Annotated in this window: 15 protein-coding genes; 12 read left to right on the top strand and 3 right to left on the bottom strand. The window is 73.6% G+C overall.

Going from position 1 to position 19,496, the window contains the following annotated elements:
* Window positions 1-26 precede the first annotated feature (26 nt).
* Together IE294_RS33675 and IE294_RS33670 are read left to right on the top strand one after the other, a co-directional pair.
* Window positions 27-764 carry a class I SAM-dependent methyltransferase gene (locus IE294_RS33675; protein WP_189892467.1) on the top strand — a complete coding sequence of 246 codons (738 nt, stop codon included), beginning with the start codon at window positions 27-29 and terminating at the stop codon, window positions 762-764.
* A gap of 56 nt (window positions 765-820) precedes the next feature.
* Entirely contained in the window at window positions 821-1,900 is a 1,080-nt protein-coding gene (locus IE294_RS33670; RefSeq protein ID WP_189892437.1) for a S1C family serine protease, read from the top strand.
* Between the two features lie 36 nt (window positions 1,901-1,936).
* Here IE294_RS33670 and IE294_RS33665 read toward each other — a convergent pair whose 3' ends face one another.
* Window positions 1,937-2,146: a hypothetical protein gene (locus IE294_RS33665; RefSeq protein ID WP_030658323.1), complete on the bottom strand. Its 210-nt coding sequence runs from the start codon at window positions 2,144-2,146 to the stop codon at window positions 1,937-1,939.
* 127 nt (window positions 2,147-2,273) lie between these two features.
* Between IE294_RS33665 and IE294_RS33660 the strand changes: the two genes are divergently transcribed.
* Window positions 2,274-3,476 carry a bifunctional adenosylcobinamide kinase/adenosylcobinamide-phosphate guanylyltransferase gene (locus IE294_RS33660; protein ID WP_189892435.1) on the top strand — a complete coding sequence of 401 codons (1,203 nt, stop codon included), beginning with the start codon at window positions 2,274-2,276 and terminating at the stop codon, window positions 3,474-3,476.
* Window positions 3,477-3,520: 44 nt separating this feature from the next.
* On the opposite strand, the gene IE294_RS33655 is transcribed toward IE294_RS33660, so the two are convergent.
* Window positions 3,521-4,504, bottom strand: coding sequence for a class I SAM-dependent methyltransferase (locus IE294_RS33655; protein WP_189892433.1), 984 nt, complete (start codon window positions 4,502-4,504; stop codon window positions 3,521-3,523).
* Window positions 4,505-4,638: 134 nt separating this feature from the next.
* On the opposite strand from IE294_RS33655, the gene cobT reads away from it, so the two are divergent.
* The 3 genes from cobT to IE294_RS33640 all read left to right on the top strand — a co-directional run bounded on the left by cobT (window position 4,639) and on the right by IE294_RS33640 (window position 8,388).
* The gene (gene cobT / locus IE294_RS33650) at window positions 4,639-5,721 is read left to right on the top strand and encodes a nicotinate-nucleotide--dimethylbenzimidazole phosphoribosyltransferase (protein ID WP_189892431.1); all 1,083 of its coding nucleotides are present in this window, start codon (window positions 4,639-4,641) and stop codon (window positions 5,719-5,721) included.
* Window positions 5,722-5,786: 65 nt separating this feature from the next.
* A complete protein-coding gene (locus tag IE294_RS33645; protein WP_229917548.1) occupies window positions 5,787-7,583 on the top strand; it encodes a phosphatidylglycerol lysyltransferase domain-containing protein in 1,797 nt (598 codons plus the stop codon).
* 70 nt (window positions 7,584-7,653) lie between these two features.
* Window positions 7,654-8,388, top strand: coding sequence for a hypothetical protein (locus tag IE294_RS33640; RefSeq protein WP_189892464.1), 735 nt, complete (start codon window positions 7,654-7,656; stop codon window positions 8,386-8,388).
* Here IE294_RS33640 and IE294_RS33635 read toward each other — a convergent pair.
* Entirely contained in the window at window positions 8,328-9,092 is a 765-nt protein-coding gene (locus IE294_RS33635; protein WP_189892429.1) for a hypothetical protein, read from the bottom strand. The genes IE294_RS33640 and IE294_RS33635 overlap by 61 nt on opposite strands.
* Window positions 9,093-9,413: 321 nt before the next feature.
* On the opposite strand from IE294_RS33635, the gene IE294_RS33630 reads away from it, so the two are divergent.
* From IE294_RS33630 to aceE, 6 genes are all read left to right on the top strand, one after another.
* A complete protein-coding gene (locus tag IE294_RS33630; protein WP_189892427.1) occupies window positions 9,414-10,235 on the top strand; it encodes an adenosylcobinamide-GDP ribazoletransferase in 822 nt (273 codons plus the stop codon).
* A gap of 274 nt (window positions 10,236-10,509) precedes the next feature.
* A complete protein-coding gene (locus tag IE294_RS33625; RefSeq protein ID WP_189892425.1) occupies window positions 10,510-12,072 on the top strand; it encodes a leucyl aminopeptidase in 1,563 nt (520 codons plus the stop codon).
* Between the two features lie 327 nt (window positions 12,073-12,399).
* Entirely contained in the window at window positions 12,400-13,788 is a 1,389-nt protein-coding gene (lpdA, locus tag IE294_RS33620) for a dihydrolipoyl dehydrogenase (RefSeq protein WP_189892424.1), read from the top strand.
* A gap of 61 nt (window positions 13,789-13,849) precedes the next feature.
* The gene (sucB, locus tag IE294_RS33615) at window positions 13,850-15,655 is read left to right on the top strand and encodes a 2-oxoglutarate dehydrogenase, E2 component, dihydrolipoamide succinyltransferase (protein ID WP_189892422.1); all 1,806 of its coding nucleotides are present in this window, start codon (window positions 13,850-13,852) and stop codon (window positions 15,653-15,655) included.
* 173 nt (window positions 15,656-15,828) lie between these two features.
* Complete coding sequence (locus IE294_RS33610) at window positions 15,829-16,452, top strand: GntR family transcriptional regulator (RefSeq protein ID WP_189819351.1); 624 nt, start codon at window positions 15,829-15,831, stop codon at window positions 16,450-16,452.
* A gap of 285 nt (window positions 16,453-16,737) precedes the next feature.
* Complete coding sequence (gene aceE, locus IE294_RS33605; RefSeq protein WP_189892420.1) at window positions 16,738-19,440, top strand: pyruvate dehydrogenase (acetyl-transferring), homodimeric type; 2,703 nt, start codon at window positions 16,738-16,740, stop codon at window positions 19,438-19,440.
* The last annotated feature ends 56 nt before the right edge of the window (window positions 19,441-19,496 follow it).

Raw genomic sequence — 19,496 nt, 5'->3', positions numbered from 1 at the left:
TGCGGGATGTCGTGTGCCAGGAACTGGTGGCCCGGCAGCTCGACGAGCAGATAGCCGGGCGGTTCCCGGTCGGGCAGCGGCTGCGGGTGCTCGACGTGGGGATGGGCCAGGGCACGCAGGCGCTGCGGCTGGCCCGGCTCGGCCACCATGTGACCGGGGTCGAGCAGGACGCGACGATGATCGCCGCCGCGCGGGACGCCGTGGCCCGGGAGCCGGAGGGCATCCGGAAGCGGGTGCGGCTGGTGCAGGGCGACGGGCGGGACACCGGTGTGCACTTCCTGCCGGGCAGCTTCGACGTGGTGCTGTGCCACGGCGTGCTGATGTACGTGGAGGAGCCCGACCCCCTGGTGGCGGGGCTGGCCCGGGTGCTGGCGCCCGGCGGTCTCCTCTCCCTCCTGGTCCGCAACGGCGACGCGCTCGCCATGCGTCCGGGCCTGTCCGGGGACTGGTCGGGGGCCCTGGCCGCCTTCGACACCACCTCCCACCTCCCCCATCCTCGAACGGACTCGGACGGGGGGACCCCCCTCCGCCTCGGCCCGGACGTGCGGGCCGACCGGCTGGCGGCCCTCACCGCCACGCTCGACGGCATCGCCGCCCCGCTGCACGCCTGGTACGGCGTCCGGGTCTTCACGGACACGGCGGCGGACGGCGCGGCGCTCCCGGACGACCTGGGGACCCTGCTCGCGGTCGAGGAGCGGGCCGGGCGCACGGACCCCTACCGCGGGGTGGCGGCGCTGCTGCACCTGTGCGGGGTACGGGGCTGAGCACGTTCGGGGGAACAGCGCGGGACGGATGATCACCACACGGTGAGACTCGGGACATGGACGCTTCCCGTACCCGCGCGCGTGCCCTTGGAAGAGCCGTCCCGGCCGCCGCGCTGGTGTGCTGCGCGGCCCTCGCCGCCGGCTGCACCTCCCCCGCCGCCCAGGCCGGGCGGGACGCCGCGGCGGCCACCCGGGCGGCCGTGCCGATGGCCGCGAACGACTTGCAGAGCCAGTACCAGAAGGTGATCCGGGAGGTCCTGCCGTCGGTCGTGCAGATCCAGGCGAGCCGGGACCTGGGCTCCGGGGTGGTGTACGACGACAAGGGGCACATCGTCACCAACGCGCACGTTGTCGGGTCGGAGAAGACCTTCCAGGTGACCACGGCCAACAACGAGGAACCGCTCACCGCGAGCCTGGTCTACTCCTACCCCGAGCAGGATCTCGCCGTGGTCCGGCTGGACAGGGTGCCGGACGGGCTGAAGCCGGCGGTGTTCGGGGACTCCGAGAAGGTGCAGGTCGGCCAGATCGTGCTGGCCATGGGGTCGCCGCTCGGGCTGTCGTCCAGCGTGACCGAGGGCATCGTCTCGGCGACCGGACGGACCGTCAGCGAGGGTGACTCGGGCGGCGGCACGGGCGCGACGATCGCGAACATGGTGCAGACCTCGGCGGCGATCAATCCCGGCAACAGCGGCGGCGCCCTGGTCGGCCTCCAGGGGCAGGTGATCGGCATCCCGACGCTCGCGGCGGCCGACCCGACCTTCGGGAACAGCGCGGCGCCCGGCATCGGGTTCGCGATCCCGTCGTCGATGGTGCGGACGATCGCCGACCAGATCGTCCGGGAGGGCAAGGTCGTCGAGTCCGGGCGGGCGGCCCTCGACATCACCGCGCGGACGGTCGTGAACGACCGCTACCAGCCGAGCGGGGTCGCGGTGGTCACCGTCCGCGCCGGCGGCGCGGCCGACCGGGCGGGCCTGCGCGCCGGCGACATCATCACCGCGGTGGGCGGCCGGCCCGTCACCACCATCACCTCACTCGCCGAGGCGCTGGCGGGCGACAAGCCGGGCCGGCGCACCACGGTCACCTACCAGCGGGACGGCACCGAGAAGACGGTCGAGGTGACACTGGGCGAGCAGTGAGGAGGGTGCCCCCTCCTCACCCCGTTCACGGCCGGGTCACGCGTCGGCGTGCAGGCTCATCGGCCCGTAGATCTCGGCCGTCTCCTCGAACAGCCGCACCTGGTCGGCCCCGCCCTCCAGCAGCGCCTTCCAGTGCTCCCCGATCCAGGACTCGGCATCCCCCTGCGTGGTGAACTCCTCGGGCTGCACCGCCGGCTGGACCTCCGTCCCGTCGGCCTTCTCGAACCGCCACGTCCATGCCGTCATCTGGGCCTCCTTTGATCCAACACCTGCCCCCGCAGCGTATGCGCTCCGCCGGGTCGGCCGTTAGAGGCGGTGGATCATCCGGGTGGCCGGTCGCGCGAGACCTCGGGGGTCAGGCGAAAATCGGTCCGTGGAAGTAACTCTGCTCGGTACCGGCGCCCCGGCGGGACTGCCCCGCCCCGACTGTTCCTGTGCCGTGTGCGCGACCGCGCTCGGGCCGGACGCGCGGGCCGCGACCGCGGCGCTCGTGGACGGGACGCTGCTGCTGGACCTGACGCCGGGCGCGGCGTTCGCGGCGGCCCGCGCCGGACAGTCACTGGGCGGGGTACGGCAGGTGCTGCTGTCGCATCCGCACGACGGGCCGGCGGTGGAGGTCCCGGCCGGGCTGCCGCAGCCCGGCCGGGTGCCGGACGGGCGGGAGTTGGCGCTGCTGACGGGGCACCGGGTGCGGGCCGTGGCGATGGACGCGGGCGGCACCGGGTACGCGGTGACCGGGCCGGACGGGCAACGGCTGCTGTACCTGCCGCCGGGCGGGGCGCCGGCGGGGCTGGAGGGGGCGACGGCGGAGTCGTACGACATGCTCCTCGCGGACGTCGCGGGCCGTCCCGACGCGCTCGCCCGGCTCCGCGCGGTCGGCTCGGTCGGCCCCACGACGGATGTGCTCGCCGTCCACCTGGACCACGATGTGCCGCCCGGCCCGGAGTTGCGGCGCCGGCTCGCGGCGGCGGGGGCGCGGGCGGTGCCGGACGGTACGACGCTGGTGGTGGGGGCGTACGAGGAGGTGCCGGACGTGCCGCGGCGGACGCTGGTGCTGGGCGGGGCGCGCTCGGGCAAGTCGGTGGAGGCGGAGCGGCGGCTGGAGGCGTTCCCGGAGGTGCTGTACGTGGCGACGGGCGGCACGCGGGGCGGGGACGCCGAGTGGGCGGCCCGGGTGGCCGTGCACCGGGAGCGGCGGCCGGGGTCGTGGCGTACGGCGGAGACGACGGACCTGGTGCCGGTGCTCGCGCAGGACGGGCCGCCGGTGCTGGTCGACTGTCTGTCGCTGTGGCTGACGGACGTGATGGATTCCGTGGGGGCGTGGGACGACGCGGAGTGGGCGGGCGGGGGTGAGAAGGCGTTGCGGGAGCGGGTGCGGGAGCTGACGGCCGCGGTGCGGGGCACTCGGCGGACCGTGGTGGCGGTCTCCAACGAGGTCGGCTCCGGCATCGTCCCCGCGACGGCTTCCGGCCGCCGCTACCGGGACGAACTGGGCCGTCTGAACGCGGCGTTCGCGAACGAGTGCGAACAGGTCCTGCTGGTCGTGGCGGGCCAGGCACTGGTGCTCCGGGGCTGACGGGGTGCCCCAGCGCCCGGAGGGGCGCGGGGCCGTGTCCACGCTCACCCCGCGTCCTTCCGCGCCACCACCCGGTACGCGTTGGAGAAGCGCGTGCGCCGCAGCAGCGGAGCGCACCCGTGGTCCAGGGCCGAGGCCAGGGCCTGGACGGGGACCGCGGCGAGTTGGACGACCGGGTGGGCCTGGGCCACGGCGAGGGCGACGGCCGCCGAGAGGTCGTACGGCACGTGCGGGCTCGTGCGGTCCGTGACCAGGATGGTGCAGCCCAGGGACCGCAGTTCGGCGCGGAGGTTGGCGAGCGGCACCAGGTGCAGATGGCGCGGCTGGCCGTACGGCAGCCACCACCTGCCCAGCAGCGTGGCGAACAGGCAGCGCGGGTCGGGGACTTCGACGACCAGGTGGCCGCCGCGCCGCAGCACGGTCAGCGCGGCGCGCAGTTCGGCGCGCGGGTCGGGCGCGTGCTGAAGGTGGTGGAACAGGGTGACGACGTCGTAGCGGGCGCGCAGCCGGGCCGCCATGCCGGGGGTCGTGAGGTAACCGCGGTGCGCCTCCTCCACGCGGCCCTCCAGCAGCGCCTGCTCCACCCGGGCCGTCGGGTCCAGCCCGTCGAAGCTGGTGTAGGGGAAGAACTCCTTCGCCGCCTCGGGGAAGCGGGCGTGGCCGGTGCCGACGTCCAGCCAGCTCTCCGGTTCCCGCAGCGCGGACAGCCGCCAGGCGGTGGCGCGGTGCCGGCGGCGCACGGCACGGGCGGGGAGGATCCGCGCGGCGAACTCCTCCAGGTGTCTTTCGTAGAAGTCGCGGTGGAAGAAGGCGAGCCCCTCCGCGCTGAGCCGGGGGTTCTGGAAGGCGTGGCCGCAGTCCCGGCACGCGTCGAGGACGAACCTGCCCGACCGGTGGCGCAGCGGGTCGGGCGCGCGCAGCCGGGTGCGCAGGCGGGGGGAGCCGCACCAGGGGCAGTCCTCGCGGCGGGGCTCCTGGAAGGGGTCGTGGGGGGTGGTGATCTGCGGGGTGAGGGGCGAGGTCGGCATGGGCGTGCTCCCTGTGCGACATTCCGCGGCAAACCGGAACGTATGGGATCACACCCTGAGGTGCAAAGACGTCATGGGGGTGTGGTGGCGATGTGGCGCGGGCGTGTTCGTCCGCTGGCGGTACTGTTCGGCGAATGAGCAGCCTTAATCTGGACGACTTCACCGATCTGATCGAGCGCCCGGACGGGGGCGTGCGCCGAGACGCCGAGGCCCGGCGTGAGCGCCAGATCGTGCCGCCGGGAGCGCTGGGCCGCCTGGACGAACTGGGCGAGTGGCTGGCCGCCGCGCGCGGCACCGTGCCGGTGCGGCCGGTCGAGCGGCCCCGGGTGGTGCTGTTCGCCGGCGACCACGGCGTCGCGGAGCTGGGCGTGTCGGCGCGGCCCGCGGGCGGTGCGGAGCACCTGGTGCGGGCGGTACTGGAGGGCACGAGCCCGGTGGCCGTGCTCGCGCGCCGGCTGGAGGTGCCCGTACGGGTCGTGGACATGGCCCTGGACTGCGACCCGGACGCCTTCCCCAAGGACGTGGTGCGGCACCGGGTGCGGCGGGGCAGCGGCCGTATCGACGTCGAGGACGCGCTCACCCCGGAGGAGGCCGAGGCCGCGCTGCGGGCGGGTGTCGCGGTCGCCGACGAGGAGGCCGACTCCGGGACCGATCTGGTGGTCCTCGGCGATGTCAGCGTGGGCGGGACCACGGTGGCGGCGGTGCTGGTCGCGGCGCTGTGCGGGACCGACGCGTCCGTGGTGACCGGACGCGGCGGGGAGGCGATCGACGACCTGGCGTGGATGCGCAAGTGCGCGGCGATCCGCGACGCGCTGCGGCGGGCCCGGCCGGTGCTCGGGGACCAGTTGCAGTTGCTGGCGACCGTGGGCGGGGCGGACCTGGCGGCGATGACCGGGTTCCTGTTGCAGTGCGCGGTGCGGAAGCTGCCGGTGGTCCTCGACGGGGTCGTGGCCGCCGCGTGCGCCCTGGTCGCGCAGCGGGTCGCGTTCCGGGCGCCGGACTGGTGGCTGGCCGGGCACGACAGCGGGGAGCCGGGCCAGGCGAAGGCGCTGGACCGGATGGCCCTGGAGCCGCTGCTGGAGCAGGGGGTGAGGGTCGGCGAGGGCGTCGGCGCGCTGCTGGCGCTGCCGCTGGTGCTGAGCGCCGCCGCGCTGGCGGCGGAGCTTCCCGAGCGGCCGGCGGCCGAGAAGGAGCCGGAGCAAGAGCAGGACGTGTGAGGCCGATGCCGCCGACGGGCTGAAAAGTGCGGTTCGCCGGAGCCGCACCCATATGATCCTGCACCATGGGAGATGTCCGAATTGCCGTGGAGCAGCGAGCCGAGGCGGCGCGGACGGGTGAGCGAGCGCGGCGGTCCACCGGGGCTTCCCGGCGGGCCGCCGCGTTCGCCGTCTGGTACCTGCGGACCGTCGCCTTCGTCAACTTCCTCAGCGCGGTGTGGGTCTCGCTCGGCCAGGACGTGCGCCGGCACAACCAGGACGACTTCTTCACGCCGTACCTGCTGACGGCCGGCTTCGCCTCCGGTGTGTTCACCGCCTTCCTCGCGATCACCATGCGGCGCCGCAAGCGGGCCGCGTGGATCCTCAACCTGGTGATGAGCGGGCTGTTCCTGGCGCTGTTCGCGTTCGCCATGGCGTTCCCGGAGATCCGGCGGTACCCGCAGAACTGGGTCTCCCTCGCCCTGACCGCCGCCTTCGTCGGCGCGCTGCTCGCCGGCCGCCCGGAGTTCTACGCCAAGGGCGACCGGTCCAACCCCCGGCTCGCGGCCACGGTGGCCGTCGGCGGCGGGCTGGTGGCGAGCCTGCTGGCCGGGCTGCTGGTCACGGTCACGAACCAGGCGCCGGACGCGGCCCGGTCCACGTTCCCGGAGCGCTGGCACTACGGCACCCTGCGCCTGGTGTCGGTGGCGGCCGAGGAGTCCCACTTCCCCGGGATCGACCCGCCCAACTGGGCCAACGTGACGATCAACGTGCTCAGTACGGCCCTCGTGCTCGCCGTGTTCTACGCCGCCTTCCGGTCCCGGCGGGCCGTCGACCCGCTCACCGAGGACGACGAGAAGCGGCTGCGCGAGCTGCTGGGGCGGCACGGCGACCGTGACTCGCTCGGCTACTTCGCGCTGCGCCGGGAGAAGAGCGTGGTGTGGTCGCCGACCGGGAAGGCCGCCGTCGCCTACCGGGTGGTCGGCGGGGTGAGCCTCGCGTCCGGGGACCCGATCGGGGACCCCGAGGCCTGGCCGGGGGCGATCGCCCCGTGGCTCGCCCAGGCGCGGGCGCACGGCTGGATCCCGGCGGTCATGGGGGCGGGCGAGGAGGCCGGGACGGTCTACTCCCGGCACGGTCTGGACGCCCTGGAGCTCGGGGACGAGGCGGTCGTGGAGGTCGCCGAGTTCACGCTGGAGGGCCGGGCGATGCGCACCGTCCGGCAGGCCTACAACCGGGTGAAGCGGGCCGGGTACCGGGTGCGCGTCCGCCGGCACGAGGACATCCCGGCCCACGAGATGGCGCAGCTCGTGGAGCGTGCCGACGACTGGCGGGACGGCGCCACCGAGCGCGGCTTCAGCATGGCGCTCGGCCGGCTCGGGGACCCCGGGGACGGCCGGTGCGTGATGCTGGAGTGCACGGACGCCGAGGGGCGGCTGCGGGCGCTGCTGTCCTTCGTGCCGTGGGGGCCGCACGGGCTGTCCCTGGACCTGATGCGGCGGGACCGGGACTCCGACAACGGGCTGATGGAGTTCATGGTCATCGAGCTGCTGCAGCGGGCCGACGAGATCGGGATCACGCAGGTCTCACTCAACTTCGCGATGTTCAGATCGGTCTTCGAACGTGGCGCGCGCCTCGGTGCCGGACCGGTGCTGAGGCTGTGGCGGTCGCTGCTCAGCTTCTTCTCGCGCTGGTGGCAGATCGAGTCGCTGTACCGCGCCAACGCCAAGTACCGGCCCATCTGGGAGCCGCGGTTCCTGCTCTTCGAGAAGAGCGCGGACCTACCGCGCATCGGCCTCGCGTCGGCGCGGGCGGAGGGGTTCCTGGAGGCGCCGGGGCTGCCCAAGTGGCTGCATCGCAGGCACCTGGACACGCATCGATGAGACACGCACGACGGGGGAACGCTCGATGGCCACGACGCTCGGCGGGGGAACGTTCGAGGAGGGGCGTCCGGTGAGGACGCCGGCCCGCTGGGCCCGTGCCGAGTGGGGGCCGCTGTACGCCGCCGTGCGCGGGCCCCTGCGGCGACGGGGCCCGGCGGCGGCCCCGTTGACGGTCGCGGCGGTGGGCCTGACGGCGTTCCTCCAGTACGTGCAGAACCAGCCGTGGGGGTACCAACTGGTGCAGGACGTGGGTGCCGTACGGGCCGACGACCCGCTGTGGCTCGCCCTGCTGCGCACCCCCCTGTCGCTGTTCGTGCCCGCGCTGGACCTGCCGGTGTGGGGGGCGCTGGCACAGGTCCTGCTGGTGTTCGGGATCGCCGAGCTGTGCCTGGGCTGGTGGCGGACGCTGACCATCGCCTACGTCGCCACGCTCGCCGGAACCCTGTACGCGCGCCTCGGCATCACCCTGGGCGCGCACGCCCCGTTCGGGCTGCCGTGGACCGACGGGCAGGTGGTGGACACCGGCCCCTCGGCGGCCGTCGTGGGGCTCGCGGTGTTCGTGAGCTGGCGGTACGGCGCCTACGCGACGGCGGGCGCGGTGACGCTGGCGATGGTCGTCGAGGTGCTGCTCAAGGAGAACCTGGCGGGCAAGGAGCATCTGGCCGCGCTGATGGCCGTGGGGCTGCTGTGTCTGCTGGCGGCGGCGCGGCACCGCGGGACGCCCCTGGCCGGCCGCGCCCGCGGTCAGCGGTGGCCGGGCAGGCGCGCCGGGCGGGGGTCGGGCTTGCCGCCGATCCAGTCCTGAACGGCGCGGCTCGGCCGCGCCCAGCGGCGGTCGTGCCGGTAGGCGCGCAGGGCGGCCCTGGCACGGGCGCGGGGACGGCGGCCGTAGAAGCGGCGGGCCCACGGGGAGCCGGGGCGGGCGAGCCGGACCGCGCCGACGAGCGCGACCAGCGGCACGATCACCCCGAAGAGCGCGGTGCGGGCCTTGCCCTTGTGCAGGGCGACGAGGGAGAAGAGGAAGTTCGCGACGATGTTGGAGATGACCGTGCCGCGGTCGGCCAGTTCCTGCCGGGAGAGGTCGTTGACGCCGAACGGGACGAAGCCGGCGAGCAACAGGCCGACCAGGGCGGCGGTGAGCACGACGACCTCGACGCTCTTGCGGCCCTCCTCGGTCCAGTAGACGTCGTCCAGGTGCAGGATCAGCGCGAACTCGTCCAGGACCAGGCCCGCGCCCATGCCGAACAGCACGGCCGAGACGACCCCGCCGGCGCCGTGGCGGTCGCTGGCCACCGCACCGAAGCCGCCGACGACGGTGAGGACGACCCCGGGGACGACGTGGTGGATGTGCAGCCCGCCCGCCCTGACGTTGCCGAACGGGCCCCTGCCCGCCCGGATCAGCCGGGTGATGACCCGGGTCACGACGAAGGTCAGGACGAAGGAGGCGAGGGCCAGCAACAGCGGAAGCTTGCCCGGCTCGACGATGTTCCGCACCCACCAGTGCCCCATGTGCGCACTTTATCCCTCCGGGGTCCGGGGAAGGGACGCGCGCGGGGCCGACGGCCGGCGGCCGGGTGGAGCTCGGGAGGCCGCTGGTGGCCGGGGTGAGGCCCGGCAGGTCCGGCCGCCGGACGGGACCCCGGAGGACGGCCGCCGGGCGCGACCCGGGGGCGGCCGGGACAGGGCCCCGGGAAGCGGTGGCAGCCGGGGGGAGGCCCGGCCGCCGGACGGGCCTGCGAGGGCCGGGCGCCGGGCGCGACCCGAGGGTCCGGGCGCCGGACGGGCGGGCGCGTGGTGGGAGGCGGGGCAGGCGGCGGATAGCCTGCGCCGGTGTTCACGTCCTCACCCTCCTCCCCGTCCCCCGCGTCCTCTCCGTCCTGCCTCCGGGACGGACTCCGGTTCGCCTTCGGCACGCTCACCGTGCTGCCCGTCCGGGTGCACCGCTGGGACCGGGGGGCCGCGCGCGCGGGCATGGTGTGCGCGCCGGTGGCCGGGCTGGTCGTCGGCGGGGGCGCGGCCGGGCTCGGCCTGCTGCTGCTCCTCCTCGGCGCCGGCCCGCTGCTCGCCGCCGTCGCCTCGGCCGCCGTACCGGCCGCACTGACCCGCGGGCTGCATCTCGACGGGCTCGCCGACACCGCCGACGGGCTGGGCAGCGGCAAGCCCGCCGAGGACGCGCTGCGGATCATGAAGCAGTCGGACATCGGACCGTTCGGGGTGCTCACCCTCGTCCTGGTGCTGCTCGCCCAGGTCGCCGTACTGGCACAGCTCTACGGCGACTCCTGGGCCCGGGGTGCCGTGGCGGCCGTGGTGTCGGCGGTCGCGGCCCGGCTGGCGCTCACCCTGGCCGCCCGCGCCGGGGTGCCGGCGGCCCGCCCGGAGGGGCTGGGGGCGGCGGTGGCCGGGGTGGTCCCGAAGGGCACGGCGCTGGCCGTGGCGTTCGCCGTCGTGGCGGCGGCCGGGGCGGCGGGCGCCGGCCTCGGCGGGTACGACGGCGCGCGCACCGCCCTCGCCGTGGCCGCCGCCGTCGCCGTCGCCGACCTGCTGCTGCGCAGGTGCGTCCGCAGGTTCGGCGGGGTCACCGGCGATGTGTTCGGCGCGGTCGCGGAGACGGCCGCGGTCACGGCGCTCGTGGTGCTGGCCCTCGGCCGTTAGCGCCTTTGGGCCCGGGGGCCGTACGTCCCGTGGCGGTCTCCGGTCCGTCGTGACCGGTCGTGCCCGCGGCGGTGCCGCGCACCGACCACGGCCTCGCGCCCCTTCGGGGCGCGTCGGCAACGGGCGTAGTCTCGTCACGGGTGTTCGCCGACAGGGTGAAGGCCCCGGTTGTCACCAGTGCCCAGCCCTGGGCCTAGGGTCGGCTCCCGGGCCCGGTCGACCCACCCCATTTCGGCCACAGCGAACTTCACATCGGAAGCGAGATTTCACCACCGTGACTGCTCTGACTCTCAGCACCGCCGCGGCGCCCGGCCTGCGGGCCGACGCGATCGTGATCGGTGTCGCCAAGGGCGCCCAGGGGCCCGTCGTCGCGCCGGGCGCCGAGGCCGTGGACAAGGCGTACGACGGCAAGCTGGCCGGCGTCCTGGAGACCCTCGGCGCCTCGGGTGCCGAGGGCGAGCTGACGAAGCTGCCCGCGCCGGCCGGCTTCAAGGCCCCGCTCGTGGTGGCGGTGGGCCTCGGCGCGCAGCCCGCCGACAAGGACGGCGAGGACGGCGAGGACAGCGGCCCCGGCTACGACGCCGAGGCGCTGCGCAAGGCCGCCGGCGTGGCCGCCCGCGCGCTCGCCGGATCGAAGAAGGCCGCGTTCGCGCTGCCCGTCGACAACCCCGGCGCGGTCGGCGCGATCGGCGAGGGCATCCTGCTCGGCGCCTACTCCTTCGACACGTACAAGGGCGACGCCCAGAACGCCGGCAACGGCAAGGCCAGGAACGGCAAGGCGCCGCTGGCCGAGGCCGCGCTGCTCGGCGGCAAGCCGCGCGACGCCGCCCACAAGGGCGCGGTCGCCCGCGCGGTCGCGGTCTGCGAGGAGCTGAACCGCGCCCGCGACCTGATCAACACCCCGCCGAACGACCTCACCCCCGCCTCCTTCGCCGGCATCGCGCAGGCCGCGGCCAAGGAGCACGGCATCAAGGTGCAGGTGCTCGACGACAAGGCCCTCGTCAAGGGCGGCTACGGCGGCATCCTCGGCGTCGGCGGCGGCTCCGCGGCCACCCCCCGCCTGGTGAAGCTGTCGTACACGCACCCGAAGGCGGTCAAGCACCTGGCCTTCGTCGGCAAGGGCATCACCTACGACTCGGGCGGCATCTCGCTGAAGCCGGCCGGGCACAACGAGACGATGAAGTGCGACATGAGCGGTGCCGCCGCCGTGTTCGCCGCGGTCGTCGCCGCCGCGCGCCTCGGCCTCCAGGTCAATGTCACCGGCTGGCTGGCGCTGGCCGAGAACATGCCGTCCGGCTCCGCCGTGCGCCCGGGTGACGTGCTGCGCATGTACAGCGGCAAGACGGTCGAGGTGCTCAACACCGACGCCGAGGGCCGGCTGGTGCTCGGTGACGCGCTGTGGGCGGCCTCGCAGGAGAACCCGGACGCGATCGTGGACGTGGCCACGCTGACCGGCGCGATGATGCTGGCGCTGGGCAGCCGGACGTTCGGTGTGATGGCCAACGACGACGCGTTCCGCTCCGCGGTGCACGAGGCGGCGGAGGAGGTCGGCGAGCCGGCATGGCCGATGCCGCTGCCGGAGCACCTGCGCAAGGGCATGGAGTCGTCCGTGGCCGACATCGCGAACATGGGCGAGCGGATGGGCGGCGGCCTCGTCGCCGGGCTCTTCCTGCGCGAGTTCGTCGGCGAGGGGATCACGTGGGCGCACCTCGACATCGCCGGTCCGGCGTTCAACGAGGGCGGCCCCTTCGGGTACACGCCGAAGGGCGGCACGGGGTCGGCGGTGCGCACGCTGGTCCGTCTCGCGGAGCTGACCGCCGCGGGTGACCTGGGCTAGCGTTCGCCCACCGGCCCGGTCCCGTCAGTACGGCGGGTGCGGGGCGTGGGTGCTGGTCGCGCCCGCGGCGCAGCCGCACGTCGACACAGCCCCGCGCCCCTCGGGCCGGTTGCCACGCGCCCCCCTGCCCCGGCGCGCCCTCGTTCCCCGGTGAACGTGGGACGTCTCACACACCGGCCCCGCGTCTCGATCGCCTCCGACAAGTGCGAAGATGGAGCCCGGCAGGACAGGGCCCCACCGAAGGGCCGAAGCATCAAGCGGCCGGACACCAGCCGCCAGCCGGTCATCGGAGACCGGCGTACGGCGCACATGCATGGAGGACGTGACGTGGCGAACGACGCCAGCACCGTTTTCGACCTAGTGATCCTCGGCGGTGGTAGCGGTGGTTACGCCGCGGCCCTGCGCGGGGCGCAGCTGGGCCTGGACGTCGCCCTGATCGAGAAGGACAAGGTCGGCGGCACCTGCCTGCACCGGGGTTGCATCCCCACCAAGGCCCTGCTGCACGCGGGCGAGATCGCCGACCAGGCCCGCGAGAGCGAGCAGTTCGGTGTGAAGGCCACCTTCGAGGGCATCGACGTCCCGGCCGTCCACAAGTACAAGGACGACGTCGTCTCGGGTCTGTACAAGGGTCTTCAGGGGCTCATCGCCTCCCGCAAGGTGACCTACATCGAGGGTGAGGGCTACCTGTCCTCCCCGACCTCCGTCGACGTCAACGGCCAGCGCATCCAGGGCCGCCACGTCCTGCTGGCGACCGGCTCCGTGCCGAAGTCGCTGCCGGGCCTGGAGATCGACGGCAACCGCATCATCTCCTCCGACCACGCCCTCGTCCTGGACCGCGTGCCGAAGTCCGCGATCATCCTGGGCGGCGGTGTCATCGGCGTCGAGTTCGCCTCGGCGTGGAAGTCCTTCGGTGCCGACGTCACGATCATCGAGGGCCTGAAGCACCTCGTCCCGGTCGAGGACGAGAACAGCTCGAAGCTTCTTGAGCGCGCGTTCCGCAAGCGCGGCATCAAGTTCAACCTGGGCACCTTCTTCCAGAAGGCCGAGTACACCCAGGACGGTGTGAAGGTCACCCTGGCCGACGGCAAGGAGTTCGAGGCCGAGGTCCTGCTGGTGGCCGTCGGCCGCGGCCCGGTCTCGCAGGGCCTGGGCTACGAGGAGGCCGGGGTCGCCATGGACCGCGGCTACGTCCTCGTCGACGAGTACATGCGCACCAACGTCCCGACCATCTCCGCCGTCGGCGACCTCGTCCCGACGCTCCAGCTCGCGCACGTCGGCTTCGCCGAGGGCATCCTGGTGGCGGAGCGCCTGGCCGGTCTGAAGGTCGTCCCGGTCGACTACGACGGTGTTCCCCGGGTGACGTACTGCCACCCGGAGGTCGCCTCCGTCGGTATCACCGAGGCCAAGGCCAAGGAGATCTACGGCGCGGACAAGGTCGTCGCTCTGAAGTACAACCTGGCGGGCAACGGAAAGAGCAAGATCCTGAAGACCGCGGGCGAGATCAAGCTCGTCCAGGTCAAGGACGGTGCCGTCGTCGGCGTCCACATGGTCGGCGACCGCATGGGCGAGCAGGTCGGCGAAGCCCAGCTGATCTACAACTGGGAGGCGCTGCCGGCCGAGGTCGCCCAGCTCATCCACGCCCACCCGACGCAGAACGAGGCGCTCGGCGAGGCCCACCTGGCCCTGGCCGGCAAGCCGCTGCACTCCCACGACTGAGCCTTCGGTCAACGGGCGCGACGACACAGACTTCCGCAATTCGTTAGGAGCAACCGAAACCATGGCGGTTTCCGTAACCCTTCCGGCGCTCGGTGAGAGCGTCACCGAGGGCACTGTCACCCGCTGGCTGAAGGCCGAGGGCGAACGCGTCGAGGCCGACGAGCCGCTGCTCGAAGTCTCGACCGACAAGGTCGACACCGAGATCCCGGCCCCCGCCTCCGGCGTGCTGGCCTCCATCAAGGTCGCCGAGGACGAGACGGTCGAGGTCGGCGCCGAGCTGGCCCTGATCGACGACGGCACGGGTGCCCCGGCCGCCGCCCCGGCCCCCGCCGCCGCCGAGGCCCCCGCCCCGGCTCCGGCCCCCGAGCCGGCCCCGGTCGCCGAGGCCCCGGCCGCCCCGGCTCCCGCCCCCGCCGCCGAGGCCGCCCCCGCCGGTGGCGCCGAGGGCACGGACGTGGTCCTGCCCGCGCTCGGTGAGTCCGTCACCGAGGGCACCGTCACCCGCTGGCTGAAGTCGGTCGGCGACAGCGTCGAGGCCGACGAGCCGCTGCTCGAAGTCTCCACGGACAAGGTCGACACCGAGATCCCGGCGCCCACCTCCGGCGTGCTGCTGGAGATCGTGGTCGGCGAGGACGAGACCGCCGAGGTCGGCGCCAAGCTCGCCGTCATCGGCGCTCCGGGTGCTGCCCCGGCCGCCGCTCCGGCGCCTGCCGCCCCGGCCCCCGCCGCCGCCCCGGCCCCTGCTCCGGCTGCCGCCCCCGCGCCCGCGCCCGCCCCGGCTCCGGCTCCGGCCCCCGCCGCTCCGGCCCCGGCGCCCGCCCCGGCCCCGGCGCCCGTCGCCGCTGCCCCGGCCCCCGCACCGGCGCCCGCCCCGGCTCCGGTCACCCCGGCGACCGCGCCGACCTCCCCGACCGCCACCCAGGCGACGGACGAGGGCGCGTACGTCACCCCGCTGGTGCGCAAGCTCGCCGCCGAGAACGGCGTCGACCTGGCCACCGTCAAGGGCACCGGCGTCGGCGGCCGTATCCGCAAGCAGGACGTCATCGCCGCCGCCGAGGCCGCGAAGGCCGCCGCCGCTGCCCCGGCTCCGGCCGCTGCCGCCGCCCCGGCCCCCGCCAGGAAGGCCCCGGCGCTGGAGGTCTCCCCGCTGCGCGGCCAGACCGTCAAGATGCCGCGCATCCGCAAGGTCATCGGCGACAACATGGTCAAGGCGCTGCACGAGCAGGCCCAGCTGTCGTCGGTCGTCGAGGTCGACGTCACCCGCCTGATGAAGCTGCGCGCCAAGGCGAAGGACTCCTTCGCGGCCCGCGAGGGCGTCAAGCTCTCCCCGATGCCGTTCTTCGTCAAGGCCGCCGCGCAGGCGCTGAAGGCCCACCCGGTCATCAACGCCAAGATCAACGAGGCCGAGGGGACCATCACCTACTTCGACACCGAGAACATCGGTATCGCGGTGGACTCCGAGAAGGGCCTGATGACCCCGGTCATCAAGCACGCCGGCGACCTCAACATCGCGGGCATCGCCAAGGCCACGGCCGAGCTGGCGGGCAAGGTCCGGGCCAGCAAGATCACCCCGGACGAGCTGTCCGGTGCGACCTTCACCATCTCCAACACCGGTTCGCGCGGCGCGCTGTTCGACACGATCATCGTGCCGCCGGGCCAGGTCGCGATCCTCGGCATCGGTGCCACGGTCAAGCGTCCGGCCGTCATCGAGACCGAGGAGGGCACGGTCATCGGCGTCCGCGACATGACCTACCTGACCCTCTCCTACGACCACCGCCTGGTCGACGGCGCCGACGCGGCCCGTTACCTGACGGCGGTCAAGGCGATCCTGGAGGCGGGCGAGTTCGAGGTCGAGCTCGGCCTGTAAGGCTTGTCCTGCCCGAACGCCCCGTCCGGAACCTCTCCGGGCGGGGTGTTCGTGTTTGTCGGCATACGGAGCGTGTAAGCCTCGTCTCACCTGCACCACAGCACCCCGACGCGCCTACCCGCGGAGCGAACCGGCCGTATTGTCTAAACGTCAGCCCTCCCTAAGGAGCCCTCATGACCGCGCCCGTCGTCCACTCGCTGCGCGAGCAGATCCGCGAGCACATCGTGGAGGGGATCGTCAGCGGGCGTTGGCAGCCGGGCGAGCGCATCGTGGAGCGCCGGATCGCCACCGAGCTGGAGGTCAGCCAGACCCCGGTCCGCGAGGCCCTGCGCGAGCTGGAGTCCCTGCGCCTGATCGAGTCGGCCCCCAACAAGGGCGTCCGGGTACGGAACCTGACGGCGGCGGACCTGGAGGAGAGCTACCCGGTCCGGGCCGGTCTGGAGGCCATCGCGGCCGAGCTGGCGGCCGACCGCCTCGCGGAGGACTGCTCGGCGCTGGAGCCGCACGTCCTGGCGCTGTACGAGGCCGACCGGGAGGCGGACGGCACGGCGCAGGTACGGCACACGGTCGGCTTCCACCGGGAGCTGGTCCGCGCGGCCCGCAACTCGGTGCTGCTGCACACCTGGGAGGGCCTCGGCATCGAGGTGTTCACGGCGCTGTCCATCCGCTGGCTGGGCACCGTGCAGCAGTCGTACGCGGAGGAGCACGAGGAGCTGGTCCAGGCGTTCAAGCGCCGGGACCCCCGGATCCCCGAGCTGGTGAAGGCCCATGTGCTGGGCTGCGCCCCGCGCGCGTGACCCAGTCGAGCACCCCCACGCTCACCTGCGAAAACTCGGCAATTCCACGTCACCGGGTGCCATCGCCCAAGGCACCGCGTGCCGACTTTCTCCAAATCAAGAGGTTTTGGCCCTCAACCCTTTGATCGATCATCGATCAGGGAGTTACAGTCACCGACGGACGCGCGACGGAGTCGCACAACGACACCGCCACCGAGGTCCGCCCGCCCTGTCCTGCCAAAGACCAAGGGCACCCCCGAACCCTTACCTGTGAGGGAACCCCCTTCGACTGAGGAAGGCGGCGACATGACCGACCCCAACGCCATCCAGCCGAGCGCGCTCGACCAGCTCCCGGACCGCGACCCGGAGGAGACCGCCGAGTGGCAGGCCTCCCTCGACGCCGTCGCCAGGGAGGCCGGACCGCACCGCGCCGCGTACCTGATGCGCCGCACGCTGGAGCGCGCCGAGGCGGGCGGCATCGCGCTGCCGAAGCTCCTCGAAACGGACTACGTCAACACCATCCCCACCTCCGCGGAGCCGGCGCTGCCCGGCGACCCGGAGATGGAGGCCCGGATCACCGCGTGGAACCGCTGGAACGCCGCCGCCATGGTGACCCGCGGCGCGAAGCACGGCGTCGGCGGCCACATCGCCACCTTCGCCTCCGCGGCCTGGCTGTACGAGACCGGCTTCAACCACTTCTTCAAGGGCAAGGAGGGTGACGGCTCCGGCGACCAGCTCTACATCCAGGGCCACGCCTCCCCCGGCATCTACGCCCGCGCCTTCCTCGACGGCCGGCTCAGCGAGCACCACCTGGACAACTTCCGCCAGGAGGCCGGCGGCAACGGCCTGCCGTCGTACCCGCACCCGCGCCGGCTGCCCTGGCTGTGGGAGTTCCCGACGGTGTCGATGGGCCTCGGCCCGCTCTCCGCCATCTACCAGGCACGCTTCAACCGCTACCTCACCAACCGCGGCATCAAGGACGTCTCCGCCTCCCACGTCTGGGCCTTCCTCGGCGACGGCGAGATGGACGAGCCCGAGTCGACGGCGGCCCTCGCGCTGGCCGCGCGTGAGCAGCTGGACAACCTCACCTTCGTCATCAACTGCAACCTCCAGCGCCTGGACGGCCCGGTCCGCGCCAACTTCAAGATCGTGCAGGAGCTGGAGGCCCAGTTCCGCGGCGCCGGCTGGAACGTCGTCAAGACGCTGTGGGGCTCGGCCTGGGACGAGCTGTTCCAGCTCGACACCACGGGCGCGCTGGTACGCCGGCTGCGCGAGGTACCGGACGCGCAGGTCCAGACGTACCAGACCCGCGGCGCCGCCTACATCCGCGAGGACTTCTTCGGCAAGGACCCGGCGCTCGCCGAGATGGCGAAGCTGCTGAGCGACGACAAGATCCTCGACTGCTTCCACTTCTCCCGCGGCGGTCACGAGCCGCGCAAGGTCTACGCCGCGTACAAGGCCGCCGTCGAGCACAAGGGCGCGCCGACCGTGATCCTGGCCCAGACGGTCAAGGGCCACACCCTCGGCGAGGGCTTCGCGTCGAAGAACGCCAACCACCAGATGAAGAAGCTGACGGTGGACGAGTTCAAGGCGATGCGCGACCTGCTCGGCCTGCCGATCAAGGACAGCGACTTCGCCGACGGTGTGGTGCCCTACGGCCACCCGGGCGCCGACTCCCCCGAGGTCCGCTACCTCCAGGAGCGCCGCGCGGCCCTCGGCGGCCCGGCCCCGGCCCGCCGCACGCACGCGCTGGCCCCGCTGCCGGCCCCCGCCGAGAAGGCGTTCGCCTCCTTCGACAAGGGCTCCGGCTCCCAGAACGTGGCCACCACCATGGCCTTCGTCCGCCTGGTCAAGGACCTGGTCCGCGACAAGGAGACGGGCAAGCGCTGGGTGCCGATCGTCCCCGACGAGGCGCGGACCTTCGGCATGGAGAGCCTGTTCCCGTCCCTGGGCATCTACTCCCCCAAGGGCCAGACGTACGAGCCGGTCGACCGCGACCAGCTGATGTACTACAAGGAGGCCAAGAACGGCCAGATCCTCAACGAGGGGATCACCGAGGCCGGTTCGATGGCCGACTTCATCGCCGCGTCCACCGCGTACGCGACGCACGGCGAGGCGATGATCCCGTTCTACATTTTCTACTCGATGTTCGGCTGGCAGCGCACCGCCGACCAGATGTGGCAGCTCGGCGACCAGCTCGGCCGCGGCTTCCTCGTCGGCGCGACGGCCGGCCGTACGACCCTCACCGGTGAGGGCCTCCAGCACGCCGACGGCCACTCCCCGGTGATCGCCGCGACCAACCCGGCCGCGCTGACGTACGACCCCGCGTTCGCCTACGAGATCGCGGTGATCGTCCGTGAGGGTCTGCGCCGGATGTACGGCGAGGCCAAGCCGGGCGAGGACCAGAACGTCTTCTACTACCTGACGGTCTACAACGAGCCGCTGCCGCAGCCGGCCAAGCCGCAGGGCCTCGGCATCGACGAGGGCATCGTCAAGGGCCTGTACCGCTTCAACACGGCCGAGTCCGCGGGCGTGTCCGTGCCCGCCAACGCCCCGCGCATCCAGCTGCTGGGCTCGGGTACGGCGATCCACTGGGCCGTCCAGGCGCAGAAGCTGCTGGCCGAGGAGTGGGGGGTGGCCGCGGACGTGTGGTCGGCGACCTCCTGGTCGGAGCTGCGCCGGGACGCCATGGAGGCCGACGCGGCGCTGCTGCGGGGCGAGGAGCGGGTGCCGTACGTCCGCCAGGCGCTCCAGGGCGCCGAGGGTCCGGTGCTGGCGGTCTCCGACTACATGCGCCAGGTCCCGGACCAGATCGCGCAGTGGGTCGAGCAGGACTGGTCCTCGCTGGGCGCCGACGGCTTCGGCCTGTCGGACACCCGTGAGGCCGCCCGCCGCCACTTCGGCGTCGACGCCCAGTCGATCGTCGTCGCGGCCCTGGCCCAGCTCGCCCGGCGCGGCGAGGTGAAGGCCACGGCGGTCAAGGAGGCCCGGGAGAAGTACGGGCTGTAAGGGACCGCGCAGCAGGTGAGGAGGCCCCCGCTTCGGCGGGGGCCTCCTGCATGATG

Source organism: Streptomyces canarius, from assembly GCF_014650735.1.
Lineage (GTDB): Bacteria > Actinomycetota > Actinomycetes > Streptomycetales > Streptomycetaceae > Streptomyces > Streptomyces olivaceoviridis.
The sequence above is the reverse complement of the archived record's forward strand: the minus strand, read 5'-3'. Positions and strand labels throughout refer to the sequence as shown.

Bases quoted from the DNA above. Each gene is read 5' to 3' on its own strand.
- aceE (WP_189892420.1), top strand. From the start codon at position 16,738: ATGACCGACCCCAACGCCATCCAGCCGAGCGCGCTCGACCAGCTCCCG.
- IE294_RS33635 (WP_189892429.1), bottom strand. From the start codon at position 9,092: ATGGGGCACTGGTGGGTGCGGAACATCGTCGAGCCGGGCAAGCTTCCG.
- sucB (WP_189892422.1), top strand. From the start codon at position 13,850: ATGGCGGTTTCCGTAACCCTTCCGGCGCTCGGTGAGAGCGTCACCGAG.
- IE294_RS33670 (WP_189892437.1), top strand. From the start codon at position 821: ATGGACGCTTCCCGTACCCGCGCGCGTGCCCTTGGAAGAGCCGTCCCG.
- IE294_RS33665 (WP_030658323.1), bottom strand. From the start codon at position 2,146: ATGACGGCATGGACGTGGCGGTTCGAGAAGGCCGACGGGACGGAGGTC.
- IE294_RS33645 (WP_229917548.1), top strand. From the start codon at position 5,787: ATGGGAGATGTCCGAATTGCCGTGGAGCAGCGAGCCGAGGCGGCGCGG.
- cobT (WP_189892431.1), top strand. From the start codon at position 4,639: ATGAGCAGCCTTAATCTGGACGACTTCACCGATCTGATCGAGCGCCCG.
- IE294_RS33655 (WP_189892433.1), bottom strand. From the start codon at position 4,504: ATGCCGACCTCGCCCCTCACCCCGCAGATCACCACCCCCCACGACCCC.
- IE294_RS33610 (WP_189819351.1), top strand. From the start codon at position 15,829: ATGACCGCGCCCGTCGTCCACTCGCTGCGCGAGCAGATCCGCGAGCAC.